Annotated in this window: 29 protein-coding genes and 1 pseudogene; 16 read left to right on the top strand and 14 right to left on the bottom strand. The window is 60.7% G+C overall.

The genetic code is table 11. The annotated features are described in order from the left end of the window. Positions 1 to 2 precede the first annotated feature (2 nt). The 3 genes and pseudogenes from HX803_RS10300 to HX803_RS10290 form a co-directional block, all read right to left on the bottom strand. On the bottom strand, positions 3 to 1,181 hold the full coding sequence (locus tag HX803_RS10300; RefSeq protein ID WP_178920305.1) for a phospholipase D family protein: 1,179 nt from the start codon (positions 1,179 to 1,181) through the stop codon (positions 3 to 5). Positions 1,182 to 1,304: 123 nt separating this feature from the next. Continuing rightward, positions 1,305 to 1,949: pseudogene (locus HX803_RS10295) on the bottom strand (magnesium chelatase domain-containing protein); the annotation flags it as partial. Positions 1,950 to 2,144: 195 nt separating this feature from the next. Continuing rightward, positions 2,145 to 2,405: an accessory factor UbiK family protein gene (locus HX803_RS10290; RefSeq protein ID WP_025856328.1), complete on the bottom strand. Its 261-nt coding sequence runs from the start codon at positions 2,403 to 2,405 to the stop codon at positions 2,145 to 2,147. Between the two features lie 422 nt (positions 2,406 to 2,827). On the opposite strand from HX803_RS10290, the gene glnK reads away from it, so the two are divergent. The 4 genes from glnK to sutA all read left to right on the top strand — a co-directional run bounded on the left by glnK (position 2,828) and on the right by sutA (position 5,608). After that, positions 2,828 to 3,166: a P-II family nitrogen regulator gene (glnK, locus tag HX803_RS10285; protein ID WP_002555808.1), complete on the top strand. Its 339-nt coding sequence runs from the start codon at positions 2,828 to 2,830 to the stop codon at positions 3,164 to 3,166. Between the two features lie 34 nt (positions 3,167 to 3,200). After that, positions 3,201 to 4,541: an ammonium transporter gene (locus HX803_RS10280; RefSeq protein ID WP_176994434.1), complete on the top strand. Its 1,341-nt coding sequence runs from the start codon at positions 3,201 to 3,203 to the stop codon at positions 4,539 to 4,541. Positions 4,542 to 4,752: 211 nt separating this feature from the next. Then, on the top strand, positions 4,753 to 5,178 hold the full coding sequence (locus tag HX803_RS10275) for a secondary thiamine-phosphate synthase enzyme YjbQ (RefSeq protein WP_178920304.1): 426 nt from the start codon (positions 4,753 to 4,755) through the stop codon (positions 5,176 to 5,178). 103 nt (positions 5,179 to 5,281) lie between these two features. Then, entirely contained in the window at positions 5,282 to 5,608 is a 327-nt protein-coding gene (gene sutA / locus HX803_RS10270) for a transcriptional regulator SutA (protein ID WP_178920302.1), read from the top strand. Between the two features lie 196 nt (positions 5,609 to 5,804). Here sutA and HX803_RS10265 read toward each other — a convergent pair whose 3' ends face one another. From HX803_RS10265 to HX803_RS10240, 6 genes are read right to left on the bottom strand one after another with little or no spacing between them, the layout of a single operon-like run. Beyond that, positions 5,805 to 6,500 carry an HAD family hydrolase gene (locus tag HX803_RS10265; protein WP_178920300.1) on the bottom strand — a complete coding sequence of 232 codons (696 nt, stop codon included), beginning with the start codon at positions 6,498 to 6,500 and terminating at the stop codon, positions 5,805 to 5,807. Continuing rightward, the gene (xerC, locus tag HX803_RS10260) at positions 6,497 to 7,396 is read right to left on the bottom strand and encodes a tyrosine recombinase XerC (protein ID WP_178920298.1); all 900 of its coding nucleotides are present in this window, start codon (positions 7,394 to 7,396) and stop codon (positions 6,497 to 6,499) included. The genes HX803_RS10265 and xerC overlap by 4 nt, the downstream gene beginning before the upstream one ends. A 2-nt stretch (positions 7,397 to 7,398) precedes the next feature. Next, entirely contained in the window at positions 7,399 to 8,115 is a 717-nt protein-coding gene (locus HX803_RS10255; protein WP_178920296.1) for a DUF484 family protein, read from the bottom strand. Positions 8,116 to 8,128: 13 nt separating this feature from the next. Then, positions 8,129 to 8,959 carry a diaminopimelate epimerase gene (gene dapF / locus HX803_RS10250; protein ID WP_178920294.1) on the bottom strand — a complete coding sequence of 277 codons (831 nt, stop codon included), beginning with the start codon at positions 8,957 to 8,959 and terminating at the stop codon, positions 8,129 to 8,131. A gap of 3 nt (positions 8,960 to 8,962) precedes the next feature. Beyond that, complete coding sequence (gene lysA / locus HX803_RS10245; protein WP_178920292.1) at positions 8,963 to 10,210, bottom strand: diaminopimelate decarboxylase; 1,248 nt, start codon at positions 10,208 to 10,210, stop codon at positions 8,963 to 8,965. 9 nt (positions 10,211 to 10,219) lie between these two features. Then, positions 10,220 to 10,390: a lipoprotein gene (locus HX803_RS10240; protein WP_034110232.1), complete on the bottom strand. Its 171-nt coding sequence runs from the start codon at positions 10,388 to 10,390 to the stop codon at positions 10,220 to 10,222. Positions 10,391 to 10,628: 238 nt separating this feature from the next. On the opposite strand from HX803_RS10240, the gene cyaY reads away from it, so the two are divergent. The 3 genes from cyaY to rnk all read left to right on the top strand — a co-directional run bounded on the left by cyaY (position 10,629) and on the right by rnk (position 11,742). Continuing rightward, entirely contained in the window at positions 10,629 to 10,976 is a 348-nt protein-coding gene (gene cyaY / locus HX803_RS10235; RefSeq protein ID WP_016975873.1) for an iron donor protein CyaY, read from the top strand. Between the two features lie 2 nt (positions 10,977 to 10,978). Then, positions 10,979 to 11,197, top strand: a complete 219-nt coding sequence (locus HX803_RS10230) for a DUF1289 domain-containing protein (RefSeq protein ID WP_046070059.1) — start codon at positions 10,979 to 10,981, stop codon at positions 11,195 to 11,197. 131 nt (positions 11,198 to 11,328) lie between these two features. After that, positions 11,329 to 11,742, top strand: a complete 414-nt coding sequence (gene rnk, locus HX803_RS10225) for a nucleoside diphosphate kinase regulator (protein ID WP_135311347.1) — start codon at positions 11,329 to 11,331, stop codon at positions 11,740 to 11,742. Here the strand turns inward: rnk and HX803_RS10220 are convergent. From HX803_RS10220 to HX803_RS10210, 3 genes are all read right to left on the bottom strand, one after another. Then, entirely contained in the window at positions 11,739 to 14,579 is a 2,841-nt protein-coding gene (locus HX803_RS10220) for a class I adenylate cyclase (RefSeq protein WP_178920291.1), read from the bottom strand. The two genes, rnk and HX803_RS10220, sit on opposite strands and share 4 nt — an antisense overlap. 166 nt (positions 14,580 to 14,745) lie before the next feature. Next, complete coding sequence (locus tag HX803_RS10215; RefSeq protein ID WP_178920288.1) at positions 14,746 to 15,000, bottom strand: TIGR02647 family protein; 255 nt, start codon at positions 14,998 to 15,000, stop codon at positions 14,746 to 14,748. A gap of 95 nt (positions 15,001 to 15,095) precedes the next feature. Next, positions 15,096 to 15,380 (bottom strand): hypothetical protein, encoded by a 285-nt coding sequence (locus HX803_RS10210; RefSeq protein WP_178920286.1) that lies wholly within the window; start codon positions 15,378 to 15,380, stop codon positions 15,096 to 15,098. A 126-nt stretch (positions 15,381 to 15,506) separates the two neighbouring features. Here HX803_RS10210 and HX803_RS10205 point away from each other — a divergent pair, with 126 nt between their 5' ends. Further along, positions 15,507 to 16,166 (top strand): glutathione S-transferase family protein, encoded by a 660-nt coding sequence (locus HX803_RS10205; protein ID WP_178920284.1) that lies wholly within the window; start codon positions 15,507 to 15,509, stop codon positions 16,164 to 16,166. A gap of 142 nt (positions 16,167 to 16,308) precedes the next feature. Here the strand turns inward: HX803_RS10205 and argH are convergent, their stop codons facing one another. Then, on the bottom strand, positions 16,309 to 17,703 hold the full coding sequence (gene argH / locus HX803_RS10200; RefSeq protein ID WP_176994423.1) for an argininosuccinate lyase: 1,395 nt from the start codon (positions 17,701 to 17,703) through the stop codon (positions 16,309 to 16,311). Positions 17,704 to 18,206: 503 nt separating this feature from the next. Here argH and HX803_RS10195 point away from each other — a divergent pair. From HX803_RS10195 to rsd, 7 genes are all read left to right on the top strand, one after another. Continuing rightward, positions 18,207 to 18,953, top strand: coding sequence for a LytTR family DNA-binding domain-containing protein (locus HX803_RS10195; protein WP_178920282.1), 747 nt, complete (start codon positions 18,207 to 18,209; stop codon positions 18,951 to 18,953). Positions 18,954 to 19,091: 138 nt separating this feature from the next. Then, a complete protein-coding gene (gene hemC, locus HX803_RS10190) occupies positions 19,092 to 20,033 on the top strand; it encodes a hydroxymethylbilane synthase (RefSeq protein WP_178920280.1) in 942 nt (313 codons plus the stop codon). Beyond that, the gene (locus HX803_RS32675) at positions 20,030 to 20,779 is read left to right on the top strand and encodes a uroporphyrinogen-III synthase (protein WP_372339906.1); all 750 of its coding nucleotides are present in this window, start codon (positions 20,030 to 20,032) and stop codon (positions 20,777 to 20,779) included. Before hemC ends, HX803_RS32675 begins: the two co-directional genes overlap by 4 nt. Positions 20,780 to 20,821: 42 nt before the next feature. After that, the gene (locus HX803_RS32670; protein WP_259172365.1) at positions 20,822 to 21,937 is read left to right on the top strand and encodes a uroporphyrinogen-III C-methyltransferase; all 1,116 of its coding nucleotides are present in this window, start codon (positions 20,822 to 20,824) and stop codon (positions 21,935 to 21,937) included. A gap of 5 nt (positions 21,938 to 21,942) precedes the next feature. Further along, a complete protein-coding gene (locus HX803_RS10180) occupies positions 21,943 to 23,184 on the top strand; it encodes a heme biosynthesis protein HemY (protein WP_178920278.1) in 1,242 nt (413 codons plus the stop codon). A gap of 236 nt (positions 23,185 to 23,420) precedes the next feature. After that, positions 23,421 to 23,942, top strand: coding sequence for a disulfide bond formation protein B (locus HX803_RS10175; RefSeq protein WP_178920276.1), 522 nt, complete (start codon positions 23,421 to 23,423; stop codon positions 23,940 to 23,942). A gap of 210 nt (positions 23,943 to 24,152) precedes the next feature. After that, the gene (gene rsd / locus HX803_RS10170; RefSeq protein WP_178920275.1) at positions 24,153 to 24,611 is read left to right on the top strand and encodes a sigma D regulator; all 459 of its coding nucleotides are present in this window, start codon (positions 24,153 to 24,155) and stop codon (positions 24,609 to 24,611) included. Positions 24,612 to 24,665: 54 nt separating this feature from the next. On the opposite strand, the gene HX803_RS10165 is transcribed toward rsd, so the two are convergent. Further along, complete coding sequence (locus tag HX803_RS10165) at positions 24,666 to 25,343, bottom strand: FKBP-type peptidyl-prolyl cis-trans isomerase (RefSeq protein ID WP_178920272.1); 678 nt, start codon at positions 25,341 to 25,343, stop codon at positions 24,666 to 24,668. Positions 25,344 to 25,535: 192 nt separating this feature from the next. On the opposite strand from HX803_RS10165, the gene HX803_RS10160 reads away from it, so the two are divergent. Then, on the top strand, positions 25,536 to 26,080 hold a 545-nt coding region (locus tag HX803_RS10160; RefSeq protein WP_218646998.1), incomplete at its 3' end, for an AlgP family protein.

Genomic DNA, 26,080 nt, shown 5'->3' with positions numbered 1-26,080 from the left:
CTCTACGGGATGTCAATATAGAATCGGACCTCAGGGTCCGTTGTCTCGTAGAGGGATAGCCAGTGATCCGTCAGATTTAGACCTGGGATAATTGGTGTGAATTCCCGCCCCCAGCGCAGTATCGTTGTATAGTTGTTCTGACCTGCTTCGCCGTCGGGCTTGTGACTAACTTCGAAGAAATGCACTCCATAATCGTGATTTCTAATTGAAATCCTCATTGGGATGACTGCGACTTCTTGACTGGAATTTCGATTTCTACCCAGTTCTTGCTGCCAATGATAGTTGCTGAACAAATTTCGGAAGTATTCGGTCTGATCTATGCGTTCATTCGCTACCTCAAAGCGCGCCTGGGTCAAGCGTACGCCCCCTACAGGGTTCGATCCTGGCCTTGTAGATAGAACGTCACTCGCTGAGAGCAGTTTACGCCATACAAGTACTCCGGTAGGCCTGACATTTGGCTGAAATACTGGTGGGTTCTGAATCATAGGAGCGGGAGCAACCGCTTGCTCGCGTGCGCGCAAGTGGCTAGGCAGCAGCGGTGGCAAGGGATGTGCCATTGGACTAAACGGATTTGGCGGGAGTCCAGCGCCCACTGGGTTAACCGTATAGTTGCGCCGTCTTCTTGCTTCTTGCTCCGAAACAATGGTTCCACGTTGTGACAATTCGTGAATCAATTGTGATGTAAGCAATTGAGTCGTTAGTCCACTGGGGTTTAGGAATTGTTGCAACTGCATAATTATGTTATGAAAATTGTGTTCGTCTTGGGGGAAGGCGAATTCATATTTGGTGGCTAATTCGTAGTTTGTGTAAAGTCCGCCATCTGTCCAGTTGTTTGACCCCACATACAAAACAGCAAAGTTTTGTGACTTGAAGTAGTATAGTTTCGGATGAAATGTAATTCTTGGAATAGGGTTGTGAACGATGTGAGTTGTTGCTGGCCAGGAATTCAGTTCTTCTAGGACATCTTTGCTTGTGCCACCAAGATCAATTCCGACAGTGAAGTTAATGCGACTGTTGTTTTGGGCGTGATTTTGAAATTTGTCTTTCAGTCGAAGAACAGCCCGTAACCCAACAAATGCGGATACAAACGCTATTTCTTGGAAAATGTAGCCCGAGTCTAATAGGTTTGATATTTCGTTCCCAAGTTGTTGGCCGGGCTGCGCGATAATCGAAACTTGCATTATGTATCCTTATAAAGTCACATCCGTTTTAGTGTTGGGGTCACAGCCGGACTCACTATAACCGTTTCATTCCTAGAACTGGAACTTCTATCAAAAGCGATTGGGTGTTTTGTCACACAACATCAGCAGGTTATGCGCGCCCGCCGCCGCGATCAGCAGCGCACGCTTGGCTGCCAGTTGACCCTGGACTTCGCTCAAGTCCGGGTAAGGTTTGTTCAGGTACTGCAAACCATCAGATGTGTAGGGCTCGATGGGCTGATGCCCATTGAGGTGCGCCACCACTTGCAGCAGATGGTCCGCCGCGATCACCTTCAACCCCGCCGCCAGGCACGCCTCCTCGGCATTCGCCCGGGGCACTATCACGGTGCGCCCGGCCTTGCGTGCCGCCAGCGCAGCTGGCAACACTCCCTTCACTGCGCGCACCTCGCCCGACAGCGCAAGTTCTCCCAGGCATTCCACATCGTCGAGCATCAACGACGGCACCTGCACGCTGGCCGCGAGGATCCCCAGGGCAATCGCCAGATCAAAACGCCCGCCGTCCTTGGGCAGGTCGGCGGGCGCGAGGTTGAGGGTGATACGGCGGGCGGGGTATTGCAGTGCGCTGTTGAGGATCGCGCTGCGTACGCGGTCTTTGCTCTCCTTGACGGCGGTTTCGGGCAGGCCGACCAGGGTCAGGGATGGCAGGCCGTTGGCCATGTGCACTTCGACGGTGACGGCAGGGGCTTCAACGCCGATTTGGGCGCGGCTGTGGACGATGGCGAGGGACATGCTCGTTCCTTGAATGGAGGGCCGCTTCCTGCGGTTTTTCAAGGGTAGACGAGGTGGGAGAGAGCGAGGCGGGGGAGGTTTTACAGAACGTATCGGTAACCTGTAGGAGCCGGCTTGCCGGCGATGGCGACCTGGAGGCAGGTGTTGAGCCTGAGGGCCTCATCGCTGGCAAGCCAGCTCCTACAGAGGGCGGCGTTATTCAGTGGGCGGTGTCAGCCGTGCTTCCAGCTCTGCCACCTTCGCCTCCAGGCTCTCCAGCCGTGCACGCGTACGGGCCAGCACGACCATCTGGCTATCAAACTCTTCCCGGCTGACCAGGTCGAGTTTGCTGAAGCCGCTTTGCAGCAGCGCCTTGAACTGGCTTTCGATTTCGTTGCGGGGCAGCGGGGTGTCGCCGCTGAACAGGCGAGAGGCGTGGCCGCTCAGGGCGTCGAGGAGGTCTTTGGGCGCGAGCATGGGAAATATTCCGGAAAACTGTTGGCCGGCAGTGTACCACGCACCGTCTATAGTCTTTTTCACGGGCGGGCGCGCACGCTTTTCGCGCAGTGGGGCGGGCAGTGGCGCACTGTTTTTGTGCGCATTGCCGCCGCGAAAAAGCCCCAGAGGTTGGCATAAGTGGGCAAAGGACTGATTTCAGTGATTTTTACGGAGCTGGCAAGGTTTCTGCTTAGACGATCATGACCCATGCACTGATGCAGTCGCTGTGACGAATGCAGTGCGCCGACGGATCAGGGGTACAGGTTTCGTCACCAGTGGTTCGCTGGCGTCGCAAAGGCAAATGCCGAGGCGACGACGCGTTACAAAGCCAGGCACTGCGCTTAGACTTGAGACGGGTTTGTTTTCCTGGGGCAAGTCCACCAATTCGGGAGAGAGTTTTCATGAAGCTAGTCACTGCCATCATCAAGCCGTTCAAGTTGGACGATGTACGCGAGTCGTTGTCCGAGATCGGCGTGCAGGGCATTACCGTTACTGAGGTCAAAGGCTTCGGTCGGCAGAAGGGTCACACCGAGCTGTATCGCGGCGCGGAATACGTGGTCGATTTCCTGCCGAAGGTGAAGATTGATGTCGCCATTGACGACAAGGATCTTGACCGGGTTATCGAGGCGATAACCAAGGCCGCCAACACCGGCAAGATCGGTGACGGCAAGATCTTCGTGGTCAATCTGGAACAGGCTATTCGCATCCGTACCGGCGAAACCGATACCGACGCAATCTAAGCCGCCAAACCCCAACGCCCCAGGAGAAAACAATATGACTCTGCGTAAATTCGCAGGGCTAGGAGCCCTGTTGTCCCTCGTAATGCCGGCCCTGGCATTGGCGGCGGATCCAGCCCCTGCTCCAGTCCTCAATTCCGGCGACACCGCGTGGATGCTCACATCCACCGCGCTGGTACTGTTCATGACCATTCCGGGCCTGGCGCTGTTCTACGGCGGCATGGTTCGCTCCAAAAACATTCTGTCCGTGATGATGCAGTGCTTCGCCATCACCGGCCTGATCACCATTCTGTGGTTTGTCTACGGCTACAGCATGGCGTTCGACACCACCGGCATGGAAGCAGGCGTCGTCAACTTCAACTCTTTCGTGGGCGGCCTGTCCAAGTTGTTCCTGTCGGGCGTCACCCCGGCAAGCATCACCGGCCCTGCGGCGCTGTTCCCTGAAGCGGTGTTCGTCACCTTCCAGATGACCTTCGCCATCATCACCCCTGCGCTGATCGTCGGTGCTTTCGCCGAGCGCATGAAGTTCTCCGCGATGCTAATCTTCATGGGCGTCTGGTTCACCCTGGTCTACGCGCCGATTGCCCACATGGTATGGGGCGGTCCGGGTTCGTTGCTGGGCGACTGGGGCGTGCTGGACTTCGCTGGCGGCACCGTAGTGCACATCAACGCCGGTGTGGCTGGCCTGGTGGCGTGCCTGGTACTGGGCAAGCGCAAAGGTTTCCCGACCACGCCAATGGCACCGCACAACCTGGGTTACACCCTGGTGGGCGCGGCGATGCTGTGGGTCGGCTGGTTCGGCTTCAACGCCGGTTCCGCTGCGGCGGCTAACGGCACTGCCGGCATGGCGATGCTGGTTACCCAGATCGCGACCGCTGCTGCGGCCCTGGGCTGGATGTTCGCCGAGTGGGTCACCCACGGTAAGCCAAGCGCACTGGGCATTGCCTCGGGTGTCGTGGCTGGCCTGGTCGCAATCACTCCGGCCGCTGGCACCGTGGGCCCGATGGGCGCCCTGGTGATCGGCCTGGCAGCGGGCGTGGTGTGCTTCTTCTGCGCCACTACCCTGAAACGCAAACTGGGCTACGACGACTCCCTGGACGCCTTCGGCGTGCACGGCATCGGCGGTATCCTCGGCGCGATCCTGACCGGCGTGTTCGCTGCCCCTTCGCTGGGCGGCTTCAACGCGGCCACCACTGACATCGCGGCGCAAGTCTGGATCCAGTGCAAAGGCGTCGGCTTCACCGTGATCTACACGGCCATCGTGACCTTCATCATCCTCAAGGTGCTGGATGCCGTGATGGGGCTGCGGGTTACCGAAGAAGAAGAGGCGGTTGGCCTCGACCTGGCGCAACACAACGAACGCGGCTACAACTTGTAAGTACGCGAAAAAAAGATGCCCGGCTTGCCGGGCATTTTTTTGTCTGGTGTTTGTCAGTCATAGGGCGCTGTACCGGTTTTTGCGTCGAGTTTGTGATGGGGCGCACGCGGCACTTTTGAGCATGCGAATGTCTTACAGGCATGTAGGCGTATTCGACACTTTGTTTTTTCCCAGAGCGCGCTAGAATGCGCGCCGATGGGCGGAGAACTGTATGTGGCAACAGACCCTGATTACCCTGCGGGCAAAGCCCCGGGGCTTTCACCTGGTGACCGATGAGTTGCTGGCCGGCTTGCCTGAATTGAAGGCCTGTCGTGTGGGGCTTTTGCACCTGTGGCTGCAGCACACCTCGGCCTCGTTGACCGTCAACGAGAATGCCGATCCGGCGGTTCGCCGTGACTTCGAGCGTTACTTCAATTCGCTGGTGCCGCAAGGCCGCGCCGGATTCGAACACAACGACGAAGGTCCGGATGACCTGCCGGCGCACTTCAAGGCCAGTCTCCTGGGCTGCCAGCTGAGTTTGCCGGTCAAGGCCGGCCGCTTGGCGATGGGGACCTGGCAAGGTGTTTATCTGGGCGAGCACCGTGATCATGGCGGTGCTCGTAAAGTCCTCGTCACCTTGCACGGTGAAGAGGCATAAGCCACTGGAAATCCAGTGGATGTTGATTTTTTTCCGGCAGCCTTCGACAGTTGGTGAAGCTGGGCTATAACTAATCTGCTTTTCGCAAGTCATGAGGTAGAACATGAGCGACGATGATCTGGAAAACGACGAACTCGAAGTAGGTGACGAAGACGACACCGAAGAAGGTCTTGAAGCGGCGGCGGAAGACGTTGCTGACGACGACGGTGGCGATGATGTACCTGCTCCAGCCGCCAAAGGCAAAGCCAAGGCTGCTGTGTCGGTAGACGAACTGCCGAGCGTTGAAGCCAAGAACAAAGAGCGCGATGCGCTGGCCCGTGCGATGGAAGAATTCCTCGCCAAAGGCGGCAAAGTGCAGGAAGTCGAGGCCAACGTGGTGGCAGATCCACCGAAGAAGCCGGATAACAAGTACGGCAGCCGACCTATCTGAGGTCAGCCACCTGCTTGTAGGAAAGAGCCCGCCGTCGCTGCGGGCTTTTTCATGCCTGGAATAAGTTTTTCTACAAGTCACTGTGAATCTAATGTGGGAGCGGGCTTGCTCGCGAATGCGGTGTATCAGTACCAGATGAGCTGGCTGACCCACCGCATTCGCGAGCAAGCCCGCTCCCACATTTTGATCGCTGGTGTTACTGCCAGTTGCGCAGCAGTGGCGGCAGCTCGTTCAAGCTGCGGATTTCTGCATCCGGGCGCTTATCCGCGTCCCACACCTTACCCGTCGGGTTGAACCACACCGCCCGCAGCCCCGCCTGCTGTGCCCCGGCGATGTCATCTCCCGGATGATCGCCAATATGCACCGCCTGGCTCGCGTCCACGCCGCCACGTTGCAACGCCTCCTGAAACAACCGCGCATCCGGCTTGGCAATGCCGATGTCTTCGGCACGCAAGGCAAAGTGGAAGTATTCGGCCAGGCCAACGCGTTGCACATCGGCGTTGCCGTTGGTGATCACCCCCAGCAGGAAGTGCTGGCGCAGGGCCTGGAGCATGGGCTCGGCTTCGGGGAACGGGGTGAGTTGATGGCGCGCATGAATGAACGCTTCAAAACACACATCCGCCATTTCCGTAGCTTGTGGTTGTGCATATCCGGCCTCTTCGAACGCATGCATCAACACGCGATGCCGCAAGATGCTGATGCGGTGTTTGAGCTCGGGATGACGCTCCAGCACTTGCTGGCGCAGGCTGGCGAAATGCTCCAGGGGCAAGTCGCCGACCTTGGACGCGTTAACCGCCAGCCATTCGCGCATCGACGCTTCGGCGCTGATGATGACCGGTACGTTGTCCCAGAGCGTGTCGTCCAGGTCGAAGGTGATCAGCTTGATACTCATGAGTCGCCGCCCTTGATGCGTTTGGCCCGTGGATGGGCGCTGTCGTACACCGTTGCCAGGTGTTGGAAGTCCAGATGGGTGTAGATCTGCGTGGTCTTGATGTCGGAGTGGCCGAGCAGTTCCTGCACTGCGCGCAGGTCCTGGGACGATTCCAGCATATGGCTGGCAAAGGAGTGCCGCAGCATATGGGGATGCAGGTTCTGCCCCAGCTCGCGTTCGCCGGCTGCCTTGACCCGCACTTGAATCGCCCGTGGCCCCAGGCGTCGGCCTTGCTGGCTGATGAACACTGCGTCGTCCACGGGGTTGGCCAGGGCGCGCAGCGGCAACCACAGTTGCAAGGCTTCCCGGGCCTTCCTGCCCACTGGCAGTACGCGGGTTTTGCTGCCCTTGCCGAGTACTTGTACCAGGCCGTCCGCCAGGTCCAGTTGGTCGAGGTTCAAGCCGGTCAGCTCCGACAGGCGCAGCCCCGAGGAGTAGAACAGTTCAAGAATCGCCTGGTCGCGATGGGCGAGGAAGTCATCTTCGACAGCACCGTCCAGAAGCTGCAAGGCACGATCAGTGTCGAGGGTCTTGGGCAGGCGCCGTTCGCCTTTGGGCGGCGACAGGCCATTGGCCGGGTCGTGATCGCACAGGCCTTCACGGTTCAAGTAGTGATAGAGCCCACGCACTGCCGACAGCAGGCGGGACAGACTGCGCGAGGATTGCCCGGCCTGGTGCAGGCGTGCGATCAGGCTGCGCAGGCTCTGGATGTCCAGGGCCTTCCAGCTGCTGATCTGCTGCTTTTCGCAGTACGCCAGGACTTTGTTCAAATCCCGTCGGTACGCTTCCAGCGTATGGGGCGACACCTGGCGCTCGTTGCGCAGGTGAGCGCAATAAGCGTCCAGTTGCCGTTCCATGGCTAGCGCACCGCGCGCAAGGCGGTGGTGAAGCGTGGCAGCACGCGGCCCAGCACTTCGGCGATGTAGGTCAGGAACAGCGTGCCCACCGAGCTTTTGTAGTGCGCAGGGTCGCGGCTGGCGATGGCGAGTACGCCATGCAAGCCTTGGTGGCTGAGGGCAACCACGGCGGTGGAGCCGATCTGCTTGCGCTGCTCGGCGCCAAACAGGAAGTCCAGCTCATGCTCACGCAAGGTGCCACTGATGGTCTTGCCTTCGGACAGCAAGCCGCCAATGGCGGTCTGCGCTTCGCCGCCGCTGACCCAGCGTCCCACCGGCATCGGGTTGTCGCTGAACAGGATCAGGCTGACAAAGGGCACCTGGAAGTCCTGGCGCAGGCTGTCTTCCACGGCGATCACCGTTTCTTCCAGGCTGGTGGCGTCCATCAGGGTCAGGATCAGGCGGCGGGTTTTCTCGAACAGGCGATCGTTGTCGCGGGCGACGTCCATCAAGTGCGAGAGCTTGTGGCGCATTTCGATATTGCGCTCGCGCAGGATCTTCATCTGCCGCTCCACCAGCGACACGGTGTCGCCACGCCGGTGGGGAATGCGCAGGGCCGGCAGCAACTCTTCGTGTTCGACGAAGAAGTCCGGATTAGCCTCAAGGTACGCCGCGACGGCGGCGGCCTCCAGACTTTCGCTCGGGGACGCATGTGCGGGTACTTGAGGCTTATCGGTCATTGGCTTGGCTCACTCATAGACGGACCTGTCCTTCGTATACGCGCGAGGCCGGCCCGGTCATCATCACCGGGTGGCCAGGGCCTGCCCATTCGATGGACAGGCGTCCACCGGGCAGGTCGATCAGCAGGGGCGAATCCATCCATCCCTGGCTGATCGCGGCCACGGCAGCGGCGCAAGCACCGGTGCCGCAGGCCTGGGTTTCGCCGGCGCCGCGCTCCCAAACGCGCAGTTGCGCGCGGGAACGGTCGATCACCTGCAGGAAGCCCACATTGACCCGTGCCGGAAAGCGCGGGTGGTGTTCGATCTTCGGCCCCAGTTCATGCACGGGGGCGTTGTTGATGTCATTGACCCGCAGCACCGCATGGGGGTTGCCCATGGAGACCGCTGCCAGGTCGACGATCTGGCCGTCGACGTCGACCGCGTAGCTGGACGCCTGCTCGGTGGCCTGGAACGGGATGTCTGCCGGCACCAGGCGTGGCGCGCCCATGTTGACGCTGATCTGGCCGTCGCTGCGGATATCCAGCTCGATCACGCCGCTCTTGGTCTCGACGCGGATCTGCCGCTTGGCGGTCAGGCGCTTATCCAGCACGAAGCGGGCGAAGCAGCGGGCACCGTTGCCGCACTGCTCCACTTCGGAACCGTCGGAGTTGAAGATCCGGTAGCGGAAATCCACCTCCGGGTTGCTCGGCGCCTCGACGATCAGCAGTTGGTCGAAACCAATCCCGGTGTGACGGTCGCCCCACTGTTTGGCGTGCTTGGGCAGGATATGCGCGTGCTGGCTGACCAGGTCCAGGACCATGAAGTCATTACCCAGCCCGTGCATCTTGGTAAAACGCAGCAGCATGGCTTACTCCGGCAGCAGGCTTTCGCCAGCATACAACTCGGCTACCGTCTCGCGGCGACGCACTTCAAACGCTTGATCACCGTCCACCAGCACCTCGGCGGTACGACCGCGGGTGTTGTAGTTGGAACTCATGACAAACCCATAGGCACCGGCCGAATGCACGGCCAGCAGGTCGCCTTCTTCCAGGGCCAGCTGACGATCCTTGGCGAGGAAGTCGCCGGTCTCGCAGATCGGGCCGACGATGTCATAGGCGCGGGCTTCGCTTTGGCGAGGCGTCACGGCAGTGACATTCATCCAGGCCTGGTACAGGGCCGGGCGGATAAGGTCGTTCATCGCCGCGTCGACGATGGCGAAATCCTTGTGCTCAGTGTGCTTGAGGTACTCGACCTGGGTCAGCAGCACACCGGCATTGGCCACGATGTAGCGGCCTGGCTCGAACATCAGCGTCAGGTCGCGGCCCTCGATGCGCTCGCGTACTGCCTGGATGTAGTCGGCGATCAGCGGCGGCTCTTCGTCGCGGTAGCGCACACCCACGCCGCCACCGAGGTCGATGTGGTGCAGGTAGATGCCGCATTCGCCGAGGCGGTCGATCAGCGCCAGCAGGCGGTCGAGCGCATCCAGGAACGGCGGCAGGCTGGTCAGTTGCGAACCGATATGGCAGTCGACACCCAGCACTTCCAGGTTCGGCAGCTGGGCGGCGCGGATGTACACGTCCTCGGCGTCGGCAATGGCGATGCCGAACTTGTTCTCTTTGAGACCGGTGGAAATGTAGGGGTGGGTGCCGGCGTCGACGTCCGGGTTGACGCGCAGGGAAATCGGCGCACGAACGCCCATCTCGGCGGCCACGACCTGCAGGCGTTCGAGCTCGTCGGTGGATTCGATATTGAAGCAATGCACGCCGACTTCCAGGGCGCGGCGCATGTCTTCACGGGTCTTGCCGACACCGGAGAACACGATCTTGTCAGCCGTGCCGCCAGCGGCCAGCACACGTTCCAGCTCGCCACGGGAGACGATGTCAAAACCAGCGCCCAATCGCGCCAGGACATTCAATACACCCAGGTTGGAGTTGGCCTTGACCGCGTAGCACACCAGGTGCGGCACGCCGTCGAGGGCGTCGGTGAAAGAACGGTACTGGGCTTCGATATGCGCACGGGAGTACACATAGGTCGGGGTGCCAAAGCGCTGGGCAATCGCGGACAACGCCACGCCTTCCGCGAACAGCTCGCCGTCCCGGTAGTTAAAAGCGTCCATGGGTTTCCCTTATTCGTAGGTGTCGTGCTTATGCGCTTTGGCTGGCTTTTGCGACGATTGCGCCTGTTCATTCGGGTCTTTGCTGTCATCGGGCAGGTACAGCGGGCCTTTTTGACCACAGGCACTAACGAGGCAAGCGACCGCGACGAGCGCAGCAAGAGAAGAGATCAGGCGCTTCATGGCGAAATCCTTGAATATGCATTAATTGCGCCCGAGTATACCGACCACCCGCCAGCTTGCCTATGCGCTGGAATACCCGTCTGGCGGGGCTTTGCCGAGAGAGTTCGGATGCGTACTACGCTGGCTGAGGATATTTCATGCCGTCACCTGTGATGAAATCGGTATCCTTTGCAATCGGCGAAGCTCGCCCGTATCGTGCGGCGCTTGAGCAAAACCAGACACTTTTGAGGTTGCCACAATGAGTTTGACCGAAGCCCGTTTTCACGACCTGGTGGATTCGACCCAGCAGGCGCTGGAAGATATTTTCGACGACAGCGGCCTGGACGTGGACCTGGAAAACTCGGCGGGCGTGCTGACCGTCAAGTTCGAGAGCGGTCAGCAATTGATCTTCAGCCGCCAGGAGCCTTTGCGTCAGCTGTGGCTGGCAGCACGTTCCGGTGGCGTTCACTTCGACTATGACGAAGAAAGCGGCAAATGGCAGTGCGACAAGAGTGAGGAGCTGTTGGGTGAAATGCTCGCGCGGCTGGTCGAGGAATATACCGGCGAAGCGCTGGACTTTGATGAGTTGGGGCAGGACGAGAACTGACCGTGACCCAGCCTGCACCCGTCCGTCCGCCCAAGCCGCTGTTCAGTAATGTCAGCCCGGCGGTGCCGTCACCTTGTATCAGTTTGTGTCGCCTGGATGAGCAAAAAGTCTGCCTCGGTTGCTTCCGCCACGTGGAAGACATCCGGGAATGGCGCTCCGCCGACGATGCGCGGCGCCGGGTGATCTGCGCCGAGGCCGAACAGCGCAAGGCGCGCGCCTGAGGTCGTCTTGTTTATTTGTGACGCTGTGGTAGTGTCCGGGTACGCCTCAACTCATCGAGGCCCGTGAGAACCCCGCCTTTTTCTGGCGGGGTTTTGCTTTTTTGTGCAGAAAAAAGGAGTCTGCCTGAATCATGACCACCGCACCGTCCATCATCCTCACCCGTCTTGACGTGCAGCGTCTGGAGCAACTGATCGACCGCCTGGGCGACGAATCTCCCGGCGTCGAAGCGTTGCAAGCCGAACTCGACCGCGCCGAAGACGTGGTTGGCCACGATGAAGTGCCTGCGGGTGTCGTGACCATGAACTCCAGCGTGCATTGCCGTGAGCAGGGCAGTGGCAAGGACTACCATCTGACCCTGGTCTATCCGAAGCACGCGAATGCCGACGAGGGCAAGATTTCGATCCTGGCACCGGTGGGCAGCGCCTTGCTGGGCCTGCAAGTGGGCCAGCACATCGACTGGCCGGCTCCCGGTGGCAAGACCCTCAAGCTGGAATTGCTCAGCGTTGAAGGCCAGCCGAAAGACGGCGGCGCGTTTCCTCTCTAAAGCTGGCTCAACGCCTCGTTGAGCGACAGCTCCAGCTCGGCCTTGTAGCGCAGGTACAGGTTGCTAGGGCTTTGCACATCACCGAGCAGGCCGGACAGGTCGAGGTCGGTGATGTAGCAGCGGTAGCGCTCGGTCTCGCGGCGCTGCCCGACAATCTCCTGGGCCACCACGGCAAACAACTGGTCACCAAATTCCAACTCGGAAAATTCCCGCTGGTTGCAATACAGGGTGATGCCAACCAAACCCGGCGCCGCCTTCCCGATGATCGCCTGCACATCGTAGAACGGCTTGTTCGCCGGGTTCTGCGGCGCTGGCCGTGGTTCGATGCCGCGAGCACGGGTACTGCCAGACGGTAATAACTGGTAATACAGGGTTTGCACACCGCCCAAGGGGTGTTGAGTGTTCAGGGGCGAGAGCGCCTCGCGACGATAGATGATCGATTGCAGGAAGCGCTGCAACGGCGCCAACAGGCTTTGTTCATCATGAAATGGCAGGCGCTGTTGCCACAGCGCATTGAACTCATCCAGCACGTACAGCTCGGCGAACCCCTCGTTGACCCTGTAGAACACCTGCACGCAATCGGCCTGACCCATGGGTAGCAGCAGTGCCAGGTCATGGTCCTCCAGGGCCATGGCGTCCAGGTGCAGCGGGCTGTAGCTGGCCAGCTCTTCGCTGAGGTAGGCGATCAGCGCCTCCTGGGTCGGCAACGAGACATGGGTGGCTTGCCCCGGCATCAGCTCCATGACGTGATAATGCTGCTGCACTTGGAGCAGGTAGCGATGGTTGCCCTGGCCCAGCAGCAGGTTTTGCGCCGTGTCGAAAATTTCCTCGACGCGCTGTGCAATGAATTGCGCACGATTGTGACAGAAGCAGCGCACCCGCAGCCGGGGCAGGTGATCTGACGGCAGTTGGTTGAGGTAGTCGCGCAGGCAGTCGAGCAAGGCGTGGGGGCCGTCGTAGCGGCTGACCATCACCTCGTTCCAGCTATTGAGCGTGACCTGGTCCAGGGTCAGCACCAGGTTGTCGCGCACCCCGGCGTAGCTCAGGGAGTCGGTACGCTCGGTGGTCATCAGGATGTTCAGGTCGCGGTGATGCTTGAGCGGGTCGACCCCGACGTTAATCAGCAGCAACACGTCCTCCGGCACCGCCGAGCGCAGCAGGCGTTCTTCGTCGACGCTGGCTAGGGGCAGGGCGATGGTCTGCTGCAGGCTGCCGAGCAGGTTGAACAGCTCGAACTCGGTCATGTCGCTGGTGCCCGGGTGCAGGGCCAGGCGTGTGCTGGTGTCGATCACGCCGTTGCGATGGCACCAGGTCAGCATCTCCAACAGATCGCGACTGCGCTTGATCGGCGCAAAGTGCTCCCATTCCAGGGCGGTGAGGTTGCCGTTGTACAGGCCCCAATGGTGCTGGCCCGGCTCCTTGCGGTTGGGCGACTGCACCAGGGTGAGGGTGTCTTCGGCCAGATCCGGGGCGATCCCCGGGTTGATGAACTCGACCTTGCCGGCCTTGCGTTCAAACGCTGCGTACAGGCGCCGGCCCAGCACATTGAGGTCGCGCTTGTTGATCAGGCTGACGGTCTGTTCGGTGCGGGCAAACTGGGTCAGGAAGCGGTAACTGTAGTTCAGCTCATTGACCAGGGCGCGGCGCTCGGACGCCACCTGGCGCACTTTCCACTGGCTGCGACTGTCCAGCAGCGCCAGTTGACGCTGGTCCCAGCCCCATTCATGGGCCAGGCGCTCAAGCAGCAAGCGCTGCCAGCTTGTGCTGCCCTTGCCGGCGCTGAGCTTGCGATTGACCTTCAGGTACAGCGCGCGCCGTACCAGCTCCAGGCGTTCCGGCTCGTTGCGCGCCTTGAGGTGCTCCTCGATGCGGCGGTAGACCACGATGTAAGGGTCCAGCTCGTCCAGGTCCATCTGGTTGGCGAATACCGCGCGTTTGAAGCGCAGGCTCAGGCACTGCACGTTGGGGTGTTCGCTGGCGTAGACCTCGGTGAGCAGCAGCTTGAGCACGGACTTGTAGGGCGATTCGATGCCCTTGAACAGTTGCCACAGGCCGGCACCAATGAACTCCCCCGGAGGAATGTGCGCCAGGTGGCCGAGGTCGAGGGTTTCATCCGCGCGGATAAAGCGCTTGGAGATCAGCGCGTGGGTGAACTCGGCATAGCGGGTTTCTTCATACACCGGCACCAACCACCAGATCGGCGTGCGCCCGGCCAGCCAGATGGCGGTGCGATAGAACTCGTCCAGCAGCAGGTAGTGCTGGGTGGTGCCGCAGTCGTCGGAGCTGAGCTGGGTGTCGCGCTCACCCAGCACAAAGCGTGTGGGCTCGATCAGGAAGAAATGCGCCTCGGCCCCCATGCTCAGCGCCCAGGTTTCCAGCAACTGGCATTTCTTGCGCAGTTCGGCCAGTTCGTTTTCGCCCAGGTCCGGCGCGTGGCACACCCACACGTCCATGTCGCTCTGGTCCGCCTGGGCCAGGGTGCCGAGGCTGCCCATCAGGAACAGGCCGTGGATAGGGCGGGGCGGGTTGCCATGGCGCGGCTTATAGGAAAAGGAACGGGTCAGGCGCTGGGCTTCGGTCAGGGCCTGGGCGTCGGGTTCGAAGTTCGACAGCCCGGCAGGCGTGCTGCCCGAAACATAGCCTGGCAACAGCGGGTGGTTGACGTGGAAAAACAGCGGCAGCAGTGTCAGCACGCTTTGCTGACGCGGTGTCAGCCCCTCGATTGCCCTGGCCATACGGCCTTCGTTGAGGGCCATGAAACGCGCGCGCAACTGGGCCAGCACCTTGCGGTCGATGCCTTCGTCCAGGTCGGGGCGGATTTCATGGGTGCGGGTCATTTCGGCTTCGCAGGCTGCAGGGCCCGACGTGGGCGGCCATGTAGGAGTTTACAGTCAGAAGCGTAGGAGGTTTAGAGGTAAAAGGTTTTTGACGTCAGAATTTTATCGACCCACAGCAACGCCCTCGGAATCCGCAATCGGCGGACTCCATGGGCGATATCACGTGTCAGGCAGCTTCTTTGGTATGGGCGGTGGTCAAGATGGTCAGCAGGGTTTGGGCCTGCTCCGCAGCGTCACGGCCGAGGCTGGTCAGGTAGCCTCCGTCTGGCTGGTCGATCAGCCCTTTGGCGTGGAGGCGTTTGGCAGCGGCGATGGCAGTCGGGGAGGCGGTCTGATGGACTTTCAGGCCTTCTTTGGTGCTGTCCAGGGGGAAGAGTACAAGGATTTCCAGTTCGGCAACCAACTCAGGGGTATACGACATAAGGACTCCAGACTTTCTAAGAATTTATTAGAGGCTAGCAGGCCATAAGGTGAACGCACTTTGCCGAACTGTCCAGCGTGTTGAGTGTGCCGGGGTTATTGCTTTTCAGGCGGCAGCGTCGGCAGCGCGCGCAGTGCAGTTTCATACCATTCGGTATTGAACGCGCGGTCCTCTTCCAGCAAAGCGTCGATCTCGACGGCCAGCACGTGGGCCATCATTTGCAGGATGTCTTCACGCTCGTAACCCACCAGGGTCAGCTTGTTGAACGTGGCCTTGGCGGCAGGCGGGTTTTCGCTTTCGATCTGGTTTTCGATCGCTTCGATCAGGGTGGTCTCGGCGAATTCTTCTTCGTCGTTGTCGATATCGGTCGGCTCGCTCATGGCAGGCTCCTCAAGGAAAGGGCGCCAGTCTACGCCCATTCAGGCGGGTGATGCTGCTGGTCAGGTGGACGCTTCGGATCTATAACTCATGCAGCCAACCCCATACCCGGCCTGGAGGCACCTGCAATGCTCAAGCTCTACGGTTTTTCGGTCAGCAACTACTACAACATGGTCAAGCTGGCGTTGCTGGAGAAAGGGCTGCCTTTCGAAGAGGTGCCTTTTTACGCTGGCCAAACCCCCGAAGCCTTGGCGGTCAGCCCGCGAGGCAAGGTGCCGGTACTGGGCGTCAAGCAGGGGTTTATCAACGAGACCAGCGTGATCCTCGAATACCTCGAGCAAACCCAGGAAGGTCCTTCACTGCTGCCCGCCGAGCCGTTCCAGCGCGCTCAGGTGCTGGCGCTGTGTCGGGAAATCGAGCTGTACATCGAGTTGCCAGCCCGCGCCTGTTTCGCTGAAGCGTTTTTCGGTATGCCGGTGCCGGAGGCGATCAAGGACAAATCCAAGGCCGAATTGCTGCTGGGGGTGGGGGCGCTGGGGCGACATGGCAAGTTCGCACCCTATGTCGCCGGGGAGAGCTTCACGCTTGCCGATCTGTATTTCATGTACAGCATGAACCTCGCCTGCGTGGTGGGCGAGAAGTTGTTTGGGCTGGATTTTCTGGCTGAGATGCCTAAGGCGAAAGCGCTGCTGGACAAGCTGCATGCCATGCCCAATGCGCAGAAGGTTGCGGCGGACAGGGAAGCCGCGATGCCGGCGTTTATGGCGATGATTGCGGCAAAAAAATAATTACGACGAGCGCAGCTCAAAATGTGGGAGCGGGCTTGCTCGCGAAAGCGGTGGATCAGTCAATGTATCGGTGACTGAAATACCGCTTTCGCGACCAAGCCCGCTCCCAGAGGGTTGACCGCGTTGCAGCAGAAAACGAGGTCTAGCGGCTGGCGAGCAGGGCCTGGCCGCGTGCGACGGCTGCCTTGACCTGCGCCGGTGCTGTGCCGCCCACGTGGTTACGGGCATTCACCGAACCTTCCAGGGTCAGCACGGCGAACACGTCCTGCTCGATCTGGTCGCTGAACTGACGCAGTTCTTCCAGGCTCATTTCCGCCAGGTCCTTGCCGGTGTCTACGCCGTATTTCACCGCGTGGCCGACAATTTCGTGGCAGTCGCGGAACGGCAGGCCACGGCGAACCAGGTAGTCCGCCAAGTCGGTGGCGGTGGAGAAACCGCGCAGCGCCGCTTCACGCATGATCGCGTGCTTGGGCTTGATCGCCGGGATCATGTCGGCAAAGGCACGCAGTGAGTCGCGCAGGGTGTCGGCGGCGTCGAACAGCGGTTCCTTGTCTTCCTGGTTGTCCTTGTTGTAGGCCAGAGGTTGGCCTTTCATCAGGGTCAGCAGGCCCATCAGCGCGCCGAATACGCGGCCGCTCTTGCCACGTACCAGCTCAGGTACGTCGGGGTTTTTCTTTTGCGGCATGATCGAGCTGCCGGTGCAGAAGCGGTCCGGCAGGTCGATGAACTGGAATTGCGCGCTGGTCCACAGCACCAGCTCTTCGGAGAAGCGCGACAGGTGCATCATCGCGATGCTGGCGGCGGCGCAGAATTCGATGGCGAAGTCGCGGTCCGACACGCCGTCCAGGGAGTTGCCGCCTACGGCGTCAAAACCCAGCAGTTGTGCGGTGTATTCGCGGTCGATCGGGTAGGTGGTGCCGGCCAGTGCGGCGCTGCCCAGGGGCATGCGGTTGGCGCGCTTGCGGCAATCCACCAGGCGCTCGTAGTCGCGGCTGAGCATTTCGAACCAGGCCAGCAGGTGGTGGCCAAAGGTCACAGGCTGCGCTGTTTGCAGGTGGGTGAAGCCCGGCATGATGGTGCCCGACTCGCGCTCGGCCTGCTCCAGCAGACCTTTTTGCAGGCGGGTGATTTCGCCCAGGATCAGATCGATTTCGTCACGCAGCCACAGGCGGATGTCGGTGGCCACCTGGTCGTTACGGCTACGGCCGGTGTGCAGTTTCTTGCCGGTCACACCGATGCGGTCGGTGAGGCGGGCTTCGATGTTCATGTGCACGTCTTCCAGATCGACGCGCCAGTCGAACGTACCGGCCTCGATCTCGCCACGGATGGTGGTCAGGCCGTCGATGATGCTGTCGCGCTCGGCGTCGGTCAGTACGCCGACCTTGGCCAGCATCGTCGCGTGGGCGATAGAGCCCATGATGTCGTGGCGGTAGAGGCGCTGGTCGAACGTGACGGAGGCGGTGAAGCGGGCGACGAAGGCGTCGACGGGTTCACTGAAGCGGCCGCCCCAGGACTGGTTGGTCTTGTCGGTGCTCATGGATTCGCTCGTGATCTGCTTAAAAGAGGCGTTGAGGTGTGCCGGCGATAATAACAGGGTTGCCCGGGAACGCGGTGCTGCGGGTGGTCGGCATTTTTATTTGTGCGAAGGATGGCTAAGTGCCTTGCCGCCGAACGCGTCCGGGAAGAGACTGGGGGCAGCGGTTTATTGAAACGATATTTGACGATTGCACAATGTCGTCTCAGTGAGCGTCTACAGTTGCACTGATAGAGCGTGAATGCACCAAAGTCGGGTGATGCGGTCAGAACCCAGACTATCCATTTAAAAAGGGGGGTATTCGGATTGTGTATCAGCAAACCCTACGACAGTGCCCGAAGGCAGCAGGTCTTGGGCGCAATTGAACAGGTCCGGGTAAATATGGGTGCCGCTCTCGGGGCACTTTTTGCCGCTCGCGCTAGTCTTAGCGTGGATCGCTGTGACGCAAGTCACCGCACCTGTCTACGCTATCCTTGTGCGAGACTCACGCAGGAATCCAGCGCAATATGAATGTCCTGATCGTTGATGACGAACCCCAAGCCCGCGAGCGACTGAGCCGACTGGTCAGTGAACTTGAGGGTTATACAGTCCTTGAACCGAGCGCCACCACCGGTGAAGAGGCGTTGGCGCTAATCGACAGCCTCAAGCCGGATGTGGTGTTGCTCGATATCCGTATGCCGGGCCTCGATGGCTTGCAAGTTGCGGCCCGATTGAGCGAGCGAGAGTCGCCACCTGCCGTGGTCTTTTGCGCAACCGCTGAAGAGTTTTCCGCGGAGACGCTGGAAGCCAGCGGTGTCAGCTTCCTCACCAGGCCGGTGACGGGCGACGCCTTGCTCAAGGCCCTGAAAAAGGCCGAGCGCCCAACCCGCGTCCAGCTTGCCGCCTTGACTCAGCCGGCAGCCCAGAGCGGCAATGGACCGCGCAGCCATATCAGTGCGCGTACCCGCAAAGGCATCGAGCTGATTCCCCTGAGCCAGGTGGTCTACTTCATTGCCGATCACAAGTACGTGACGCTGCGCCACGAGGCCGGCGAGGTGTTGCTCGACGAGCCACTCAAGGCCCTTGAAGATGAATTTGGCGATCGTTTCGTGCGCATCCACCGCAACGCGCTGGTTGCCCGTGAGCGAATAGAACGCCTGCAACGCACGCCACTGGGGCACTTCCAATTGTTCCTCAAGGGGCTTAACGGCGACGCTCTGATCGTCAGTCGCCGCCATGTGGCCGGTGTGCGCAAGATGATGCAGCATCTTTAGCCCAAGGGCTGGAGCCAGGCCATAATGTCTTATCCCGGTGCGGCGCGGCCAGGGAGGCCCCGCACTTGCTGATTCAAATCAAAGCGTATTTGCCTGAGCTGTTATTATCTGCCGTATCTATTCAGTACGGATTGATCCATGTCCTCTCGCGAAATCCGCATCGCCACCCGTAAAAGCGCCCTGGCCTTGTGGCAGGCCGAATACGTCAAAGCACGCCTTGAGCAGGCCCATCCGGGCCTCAAAGTGTCCCTGGTGCCCATGGTCAGTCGCGGCGACAAGCTGCTCGACTCGCCGCTGTCGAAGATCGGCGGCAAGGGGCTTTTCGTCAAGGAGCTGGAAACCGCGCTGCTGGAAAACGAAGCCGACATCGCCGTGCACTCCATGAAAGACGTGCCGATGGACTTCCCTGAAGGCCTGGGCCTGTACTGCATTTGCGAGCGTGAAGACCCACGTGATGCCTTCGTTTCCAACACCTACGCCTCCTTGGATGATCTGCCCCTGGGCAGCATCGTCGGCACCTCCAGCCTGCGTCGCCAGGCACAGTTGCTGACCCGCCGCCCGGACCTGCAGATCCGCTTCCTGCGGGGCAACGTCAATACGCGCCTGGCCAAGTTGGATGCGGGTGAGTATGACGCGATCATTCTCGCCGCCGCCGGCCTGATCCGCCTGGGTTTCGAGGATCGCATCACCTCGGCCATCAGCGTCGAAGACAGCCTGCCAGCAGGCGGGCAGGGCGCCGTGGGCATCGAATGCCGTACCGCCGACAGTGAAATCCACGCGCTGCTCAAGCCTCTCGATCACCCCGACACCGAAGTCCGTGTGACCGCCGAACGCGCCTTGAACAAGCACCTCAACGGCGGCTGCCAGGTGCCGATCGCCTGCTACGCCGTGCTTGAGGGTGAAAACCTGTGGTTGCGCGGCCTGGTGGGCGACCCTGAGGGCGGTACCTTGCTCACCGCCCAGGTGCGCGGCCCGCAACGCGATGCCACGGCCCTGGGTATCCAGGTGGCCGAAGAGCTGCTGGAAAAAGGCGCCGGCGCCATTCTGCAGAAAGTCTATGGCGAGGCCGGTCCACAGTGACCGACTGGCGTGTGCTGCTGACGCGGCCTGCCGAGGAGTCGGCAGCACTGGTGGCGACGTTGTCCGATGCGGGCATCTTCAGCAGCAGCCTGCCCTTGCTGGACACCGAACCTTTACCCATCACCCCGGCACAGCAGGCTGTGTTCGATGATCTAGGCCGCTATTGCGCGGTGATCGTCGTCAGCAAGCCGGCTGCGCGCCTCACTGTGCAGCGGTTGGACCGACGCTGGCCGCAACTGCCGTGGTTCAGTGTCGGTGCTGCGACTGCGCAGGTACTGGCCGACCAGGGCCTGGACGTTCATTATCCGCAAACCGGTGACGACAGCGAGGCCTTGCTGGCGCTGCCGGCCCTGCGCGAAGCGATTGCACGGCCCGGTGCACGGGTGTTGATCCTGCGCGGGGAGGGCGGCCGGGAGCTGCTGGCTGAGCGTTTGCGCGAGCAAGGTGCTAGTGTCGAGTATCTGGCGTTGTACCGCCGTTTCCTGCCGGCCTATGACGTCGGGGTGCTGATGCAACGCATCCAGTTGGAACGCTTGAATGGCCTGGTGGTCAGCAGTGGGCAGGGTTTTTTGCACCTGCAGGCGTTGGCCGGCCCGGATTGGCCGCTTGTGGCACAGTTGCCGTTGTTCGTGCCGAGCCCGCGAGTCTGTGAGATGGCGCGGGCGGCGGGCGCAGAAAAAGTTGTGGATTGTCGCGGCGCGAGTGCCGCGGCTTTGTTAGTGGCGTTGCGCAGCTCTGTCCCATGAGGCAAGCCGCTCCCACTCTCTGAATACGCAAAGGACGGATACGTGAGCGAAACAGCCTTGCCTAAAGAAGAAGCCCAGCCCGCACTGAGTGCGCCGGTTGAGCCACCGGTCACCGCGCCACGTCGTGGCAATGGTCTGGCAGTCGTGGCCCTGTTGCTCGGCGCCGCAGGGGTTGCTGCCGGCGGTTGGGGGATCTGGCAGGTCCGTGCCCTGCAAGCCAGCAGCCAGCAACAGCTGGGGCAGGTGCAGACCCTCGATGACCAATCCCAGTCGCTCAAGCAGAGCCAGCAGCAACTGGCTGCACGCCTGGCACAGCTGCCCGCCGCAGATGAACTGGAGGAGCGTCGTCGTCTGGTCGCCCAACTACAAGGCGATCAGCAACGCCTGAGCCAGCGCCTGGAAACCGTGCTGGGTGCCAGCCGCCAGGACTGGCGCCTGGCAGAAGCCGAGCACCTGATCCGTCTGGCCAGCTTGCGCCTTTCTGCCCTGCAGGACATCAACAGTGCCCAGGCGCTGGTGCAGGGTGCCGACGAAATTCTGCGTGAGCAGAGCGACCCAGGTTCCTATGCCGCGCGTGAGCAGTTGGCCAAGAGCCTTGTTGCCCTGCGCAGTGTCGAGCAGCCGGACCGTACCGGGCTGTACCTGCAACTGGCAGCGTTGCGTGACCAGGTGGTGCAACTGGCAGCCATCGCGCCGGAATACCAACTCACCGAGCCGGCCTCGCAAGGGCGCCCGACCACCGATACGGAAAGCCGCTGGAGCCAATGGTGGGAGCAGATTTCCCGTTACTTCCGCATCGACTTCAACCCGGATGACAACATCCGTCCGCTGCTCGCCGGCCAGGGCTTGAACCAGGTACGCCTGGCGTTGAGCCTGGCACTCGAGCAGGCGCAGTGGGCCGCGCTCAATGGCGAAACGGCGGTGTACAGCCGTGCCCTCGGCGAAGCGCGCAGCGTGTTGCAGGACAACTTCAATCAGGACAATCCGCAGAGCAAGGCCATGCTTGCGCGTATCGCCGAACTTGAGCCCAAGGCCGTTTCGGTGGTGACACCGGACCTGGCGGCGAGCCTTGCGGCGGTGCAGGCCTACCTGGATCGTCGTCACCTGTCTGCTGATGAAGCCAAGGCGGCGGCGGGTACGCCGGCGACCCAGGAGTAGAGCCGATGAAGCGTTTCTATGTGATCCTGGTGCTGGCCGTTGCGATCGCCCTGGCACTGGCCGTGGGCATTTCGAAACACACCGGCTACGTGTTGATTACCTATCCCCATCTGTTGCATTACGAGTCGAGCCTGTGGGCCACGCTGGTGGCGGTATTTGTGCTCGGCTTGGCGATCTACCTGATCCGCGTGCTGCTGAGCCTGCTCACGACGTCGGGTGGGGTGGTCAACCCGTGGTCGCGGCGCAACCGCAGCCGGCGCGTACAGATTGCGATCGAGCAGGGCCAGATGGACCTTGCCGAAGGCCGCTGGGCCAGCGCCGAACGCCACTTGCACCGTGCCGCAGAAGCCGAGCGCCAGCCGCTGCTTTACTACCTCGGTGCTGCGCGTGCGGCCAACGAGCAGGGGCGTTATGAAGAGTCCGACGGTTTGTTGGAGCGCGCCCTGGAGCGTCAACCCCAAGCTGAGTTGGCGGTTGCCCTGAGCCATGCGCAATTGCAACTGGACCGTGGTGATACCGAGGGTGCGCTGACCACCTTGCAGGCGATGCACGAGCGCCACCCGCATAACGCCCAGGTGCTGCGCCAGTTGCAACGCCTGCATCAGCAGCGCGGCGATTGGTCGTCGGTGATTCGGCTGATGCCTGAGCTGCGCAAAGACAAGGTTTTGCCACCCCCGGAGCTGGCCGAACTCGAGCGCCGTGCCTGGGGTGAGAACCTCAGCCTGGCAGCCCAGCGTGAAGACCAGAGTGAAGCCGGGTTGCAGTCCCTTGAGCGTGCGTGGGAACAACTCACGTCTGCCCAGCGTCAGGAGCCGCCATTGGTCTTGGCCTACGCCGAGCAACTGCGCCGATTGGGTGCCGATACGAAGGCTGAGGAAGTGTTGCGTGGCGCTATCAAGCGCGGCTATGACAGCCACTTGATCCGGCTCTATGGTCTGCTGCGTGGTAGCGATCCGGCCCGCCAGTTGAAGTTTGCCGAAGGCTGGCTCAAGGACCACCCGGGCGATGCCAGCCTGCTGCTGACGTTGGGCCGCCTGTGCCTGCAGAACAGTTTGTGGGGCAAGGCGCGGGACTACCTTGAAAGCAGCCTGCAGGTGCAGCGCAATCCTGAAGCCTGTGCCGAGTTGGCACGGTTGCTTGCGCAACTGGGTGACACTGAACGCAGTAACCAGTTGTTCCAGGAAGGTCTGGGACTTCTGGACAACCGTTTGCTGGCGTCACCCTTGCCAGTGCCCGTGCGAGCGTGAAGTAGGAAAGCAAGCGGAGGCTGGCTCGGAATTTTCTGGAGCCAGCCCTTCGATTCCCTGTAAATACAGGGGCAAGTAGATGAGGAAGCAAATTCCTACTCTTGGCCGCCCCAAGTCATCCAGACTCTGACGGCATATCCTCATGCCCTCGCCGAATCGTCTGCTCCAGCGCGTATTGAAAGGAGTCAGGCCTTTCCTCTACCGTAGCGGCCTGTCTCCTGCGGTACGGATCAACAATGTCTTTGGCCCCTTCACGCTCCTTGTTTTTCCTGGCCTTCCTGGCGGGTGCGCTGACGTTGGGCGCGTCTTTTTATGTCGAGTACGGCGCGCTGCTACGCCCCTGCTTCCTGTGCCAGGTCCAACGCATTTATGTGGCGACATTCACCGTGATCAACCTGGTGGCCGCCCTTCATAACCCCAAGCGCTCTGCGGTCATCCTGTACGGGGTGGCCAGCATGGGGTGTGCATTGCTGGGAGCGGTCACCGCTGTGCGCCAGGTGTTGCTGCAAAATGTCGCATCGGATCAGCCGGCTGACTGCTGGCCCAGCTTGCAGTCCATGCTTGAAAACCTGTCGTTTTGGCAGGCCTTGCAATCGACGGTCAAAGGCTCCGTGGACTGCGTCGAGATCAATTGGACGCTGTTTGACTTGAGCCTGCCTGAATGGAGCCTGTTGTGCTTCGTGGCGATGCTGATCCTTGGTGTCCTGCAGTTTTCACGACTGTTTTTGAGCCAGCCCTCGGGGTTGGCAAAGCGCTGAGTGTGGGCCGAAGGTAGTAGGACGGGATTAAACACTTGTATGAACTTTCTGTCCTGCGTACCTTGAAGCCATAGTCATGCGGGCATAATCTGGCCCGCACGCATCAGTAAAACCGTTTGTCAGATGCAGCCTTGTCCGGTTGCTGCTTTATCCTTGAAGTGTTGCGCGGGCACCAGGCGGCAGCGCCCCTACTAGGGAAGAGAGATCATCATGCTGGAAAGTTGTCAGAATGCTCAGGAACGCTGGGGTGGAGTGCACAAGCTGATCGACAGCTGGCTGAAGGCACGTCACGAACTGGTTCGGGCCTTTGATGCTCTCGGTGCCAAGCCCGAAGCATTGTCCCAGAACCGCGAACCATTGCAGGATTTCTGTGGGGTCTTGGTGGACTACGTGTCTGCTGGCCACTTCGGGGTCTACGAGCAACTGACCAAGGAGGCGGAAGCCTTTGACGATCAGCGTGGCCTGGACCTTGCCGAAACCATTTATCCGCGTATCGACGTCATCACTGAAAAGTTGCTGGCGTTCACCGATCTGTGCGACGCCGGCAACTGCGTGGCGGCAAAATTCAAAGAGCTGGGCGCGCTGCTTCACGAGCGATTCGAGCTGGAAGATTGCCTGATCGAAGTGCTGCACAACGCGCACAAGGAAGAGTCCGCCACCCAGGCCTGACCCCTGATGGCGAGATAAAAAAACGGTGCGCATGGCGCACCGTTTTTTATGGGGTCAGTGGCGGGTTCCGAGCAGTTCGATCTCGAATACGAGGGGCGAGTAGGGTGGGATCAACTCACCTGCGCCGTCGGCGCCATAGGCCTGGGCAGAAGGAATCACCAAGCGCCATTTCGCGCCGACCGGCATCTGCTGCAAGGCGCTGCTCCAGCCGCTGATTACGCTGTCCAGGCGGAACCACTGCGGTTGCGTGCTCTGATCGAAGACGGTCCCATCGGGCAATCGCCCCACGTATTTGACCTGTACCTCATCACTGGCCAATGGCTTGCTGCCACTGCCGGGCGAGAGCTCGGTGAGCAGGATGCCATCCGCCAATTCGCGCACGCCACTCAGTGCTTTTTCCTTGGCTAAAAATTGCTGCTCGGCGGCGAGCGCTTTTTCGGTTTGTGGAACCTGGGCATCGGCTTCGCTTTGAGCTTCGTGCTGGGCGAGCACCTGTTCAATGCGCGCATTGTCCAGAGCCAGGGGTTTGCCTTGATAGGCTTGTTTGAGACCTTCGAGCAATGCCTGAATCTGCAGGTCGGGAACCTCTTGGCGCAAGCGCTCGCCCAGGCTGGCACCTAGGCTGTAGGCGAGGTCGTGCGGGTCTGGGGCCGTCGTTTTGGACGGCGTTTGCTCGCCCGCATTGGCTGTGCAAACCGCCAGGCCAAGCACTAGAAAAAGGTAACGCGACATGGGCATCCTCCCGCCGAAAGTGCGACGGATTATGCCAGTGTGGGTGGGTAAAAAGTGGCGCGGTTTTTCGTTATATCGATAAGAATTTTCGCACGTTGCAACGCAACGCAAACGATACTGTCAACATGCCCTAGCGGCGGTAAGAGCAGAGGGCTAGTATGAGCCGCACCCACGTCAGCCAGGAGGTAAACCATGTCGGCCAAACAGAAGCCTGTTAATACCCCGTTGCATTTACTCCAACAACTGTCGGGCAGCTTGCTCGAACACCTGGAAAGCGCTTGTTCCCAAGCGTTGGCCGATGCAGAAAAGCTGCTCGCCAAGCTGGAAAAACAACGCGGTAAAGCGCAAGAGAAGCTGCACAAATCCCGCACCAAACTGCAAGACGCCGCCACTGCCGGCAAGGCCAAGGCACAAGCCAAAGCCAAAGACGCTGTCAAAGAACTTGAGGACCTGCTGGACGCCCTCAAGGATCGCCAAGCTGAAACCCGCACCTACATTTCCCAACTCAAAAAAGACGCTCAAGAAAGCCTGAAACTGGCCCAGGGCGTTGGTCGTGTGAAGGAAGCCGTAGCCAAAGTGTTGGGCGCGCGTACCCCTGCAAAAGCGGTTGCCGTGAAAGCTCCGGCCAAAGCTACCGCCAAGCCAGCCGCCAAGCCTGCTGCCAAAACCGCTGCTGCGAAACCAGCCGCCAAGCCAGCTGCTAAACCTGCTGCTGCGAAACCAGCCGCCAAGCCAGC

Origin of the sequence: Pseudomonas sp. P7548 (assembly GCF_013386585.1) — a bacterium.
Classification (GTDB): domain Bacteria; phylum Pseudomonadota; class Gammaproteobacteria; order Pseudomonadales; family Pseudomonadaceae; genus Aquipseudomonas.
The sequence above is the reverse complement of the archived record's forward strand: the minus strand, read 5'-3'. Positions and strand labels throughout refer to the sequence as shown.

What these genes read in the sequence shown, in the direction of transcription:
- HX803_RS10300 (WP_178920305.1), bottom strand. Translation starts at nt 1,181, where the DNA reads ATGCAAGTTTCGATTATCGCGCAGCCCGGCCAACAACTTGGGAACGAA.
- HX803_RS10290 (WP_025856328.1), bottom strand. Translation starts at nt 2,405, where the DNA reads ATGCTCGCGCCCAAAGACCTCCTCGACGCCCTGAGCGGCCACGCCTCT.
- glnK (WP_002555808.1), top strand. Translation starts at nt 2,828, where the DNA reads ATGAAGCTAGTCACTGCCATCATCAAGCCGTTCAAGTTGGACGATGTA.
- HX803_RS10280 (WP_176994434.1), top strand. Translation starts at nt 3,201, where the DNA reads ATGACTCTGCGTAAATTCGCAGGGCTAGGAGCCCTGTTGTCCCTCGTA.
- HX803_RS10275 (WP_178920304.1), top strand. Translation starts at nt 4,753, where the DNA reads ATGTGGCAACAGACCCTGATTACCCTGCGGGCAAAGCCCCGGGGCTTT.
- sutA (WP_178920302.1), top strand. Translation starts at nt 5,282, where the DNA reads ATGAGCGACGATGATCTGGAAAACGACGAACTCGAAGTAGGTGACGAA.
- HX803_RS10265 (WP_178920300.1), bottom strand. Translation starts at nt 6,500, where the DNA reads ATGAGTATCAAGCTGATCACCTTCGACCTGGACGACACGCTCTGGGAC.
- xerC (WP_178920298.1), bottom strand. Translation starts at nt 7,396, where the DNA reads ATGGAACGGCAACTGGACGCTTATTGCGCTCACCTGCGCAACGAGCGC.
- HX803_RS10255 (WP_178920296.1), bottom strand. Translation starts at nt 8,115, where the DNA reads ATGACCGATAAGCCTCAAGTACCCGCACATGCGTCCCCGAGCGAAAGT.
- dapF (WP_178920294.1), bottom strand. Translation starts at nt 8,959, where the DNA reads ATGCTGCTGCGTTTTACCAAGATGCACGGGCTGGGTAATGACTTCATG.
- lysA (WP_178920292.1), bottom strand. Translation starts at nt 10,210, where the DNA reads ATGGACGCTTTTAACTACCGGGACGGCGAGCTGTTCGCGGAAGGCGTG.
- HX803_RS10240 (WP_034110232.1), bottom strand. Translation starts at nt 10,390, where the DNA reads ATGAAGCGCCTGATCTCTTCTCTTGCTGCGCTCGTCGCGGTCGCTTGC.
- cyaY (WP_016975873.1), top strand. Translation starts at nt 10,629, where the DNA reads ATGAGTTTGACCGAAGCCCGTTTTCACGACCTGGTGGATTCGACCCAG.
- rnk (WP_135311347.1), top strand. Translation starts at nt 11,329, where the DNA reads ATGACCACCGCACCGTCCATCATCCTCACCCGTCTTGACGTGCAGCGT.
- HX803_RS10220 (WP_178920291.1), bottom strand. Translation starts at nt 14,579, where the DNA reads ATGACCCGCACCCATGAAATCCGCCCCGACCTGGACGAAGGCATCGAC.
- HX803_RS10215 (WP_178920288.1), bottom strand. Translation starts at nt 15,000, where the DNA reads ATGTCGTATACCCCTGAGTTGGTTGCCGAACTGGAAATCCTTGTACTC.
- HX803_RS10210 (WP_178920286.1), bottom strand. Translation starts at nt 15,380, where the DNA reads ATGAGCGAGCCGACCGATATCGACAACGACGAAGAAGAATTCGCCGAG.
- HX803_RS10205 (WP_178920284.1), top strand. Translation starts at nt 15,507, where the DNA reads ATGCTCAAGCTCTACGGTTTTTCGGTCAGCAACTACTACAACATGGTC.
- argH (WP_176994423.1), bottom strand. Translation starts at nt 17,703, where the DNA reads ATGAGCACCGACAAGACCAACCAGTCCTGGGGCGGCCGCTTCAGTGAA.
- HX803_RS10195 (WP_178920282.1), top strand. Translation starts at nt 18,207, where the DNA reads ATGAATGTCCTGATCGTTGATGACGAACCCCAAGCCCGCGAGCGACTG.
- hemC (WP_178920280.1), top strand. Translation starts at nt 19,092, where the DNA reads ATGTCCTCTCGCGAAATCCGCATCGCCACCCGTAAAAGCGCCCTGGCC.
- HX803_RS10180 (WP_178920278.1), top strand. Translation starts at nt 21,943, where the DNA reads ATGAAGCGTTTCTATGTGATCCTGGTGCTGGCCGTTGCGATCGCCCTG.
- HX803_RS10175 (WP_178920276.1), top strand. Translation starts at nt 23,421, where the DNA reads ATGTCTTTGGCCCCTTCACGCTCCTTGTTTTTCCTGGCCTTCCTGGCG.
- rsd (WP_178920275.1), top strand. Translation starts at nt 24,153, where the DNA reads ATGCTGGAAAGTTGTCAGAATGCTCAGGAACGCTGGGGTGGAGTGCAC.
- HX803_RS10165 (WP_178920272.1), bottom strand. Translation starts at nt 25,343, where the DNA reads ATGTCGCGTTACCTTTTTCTAGTGCTTGGCCTGGCGGTTTGCACAGCC.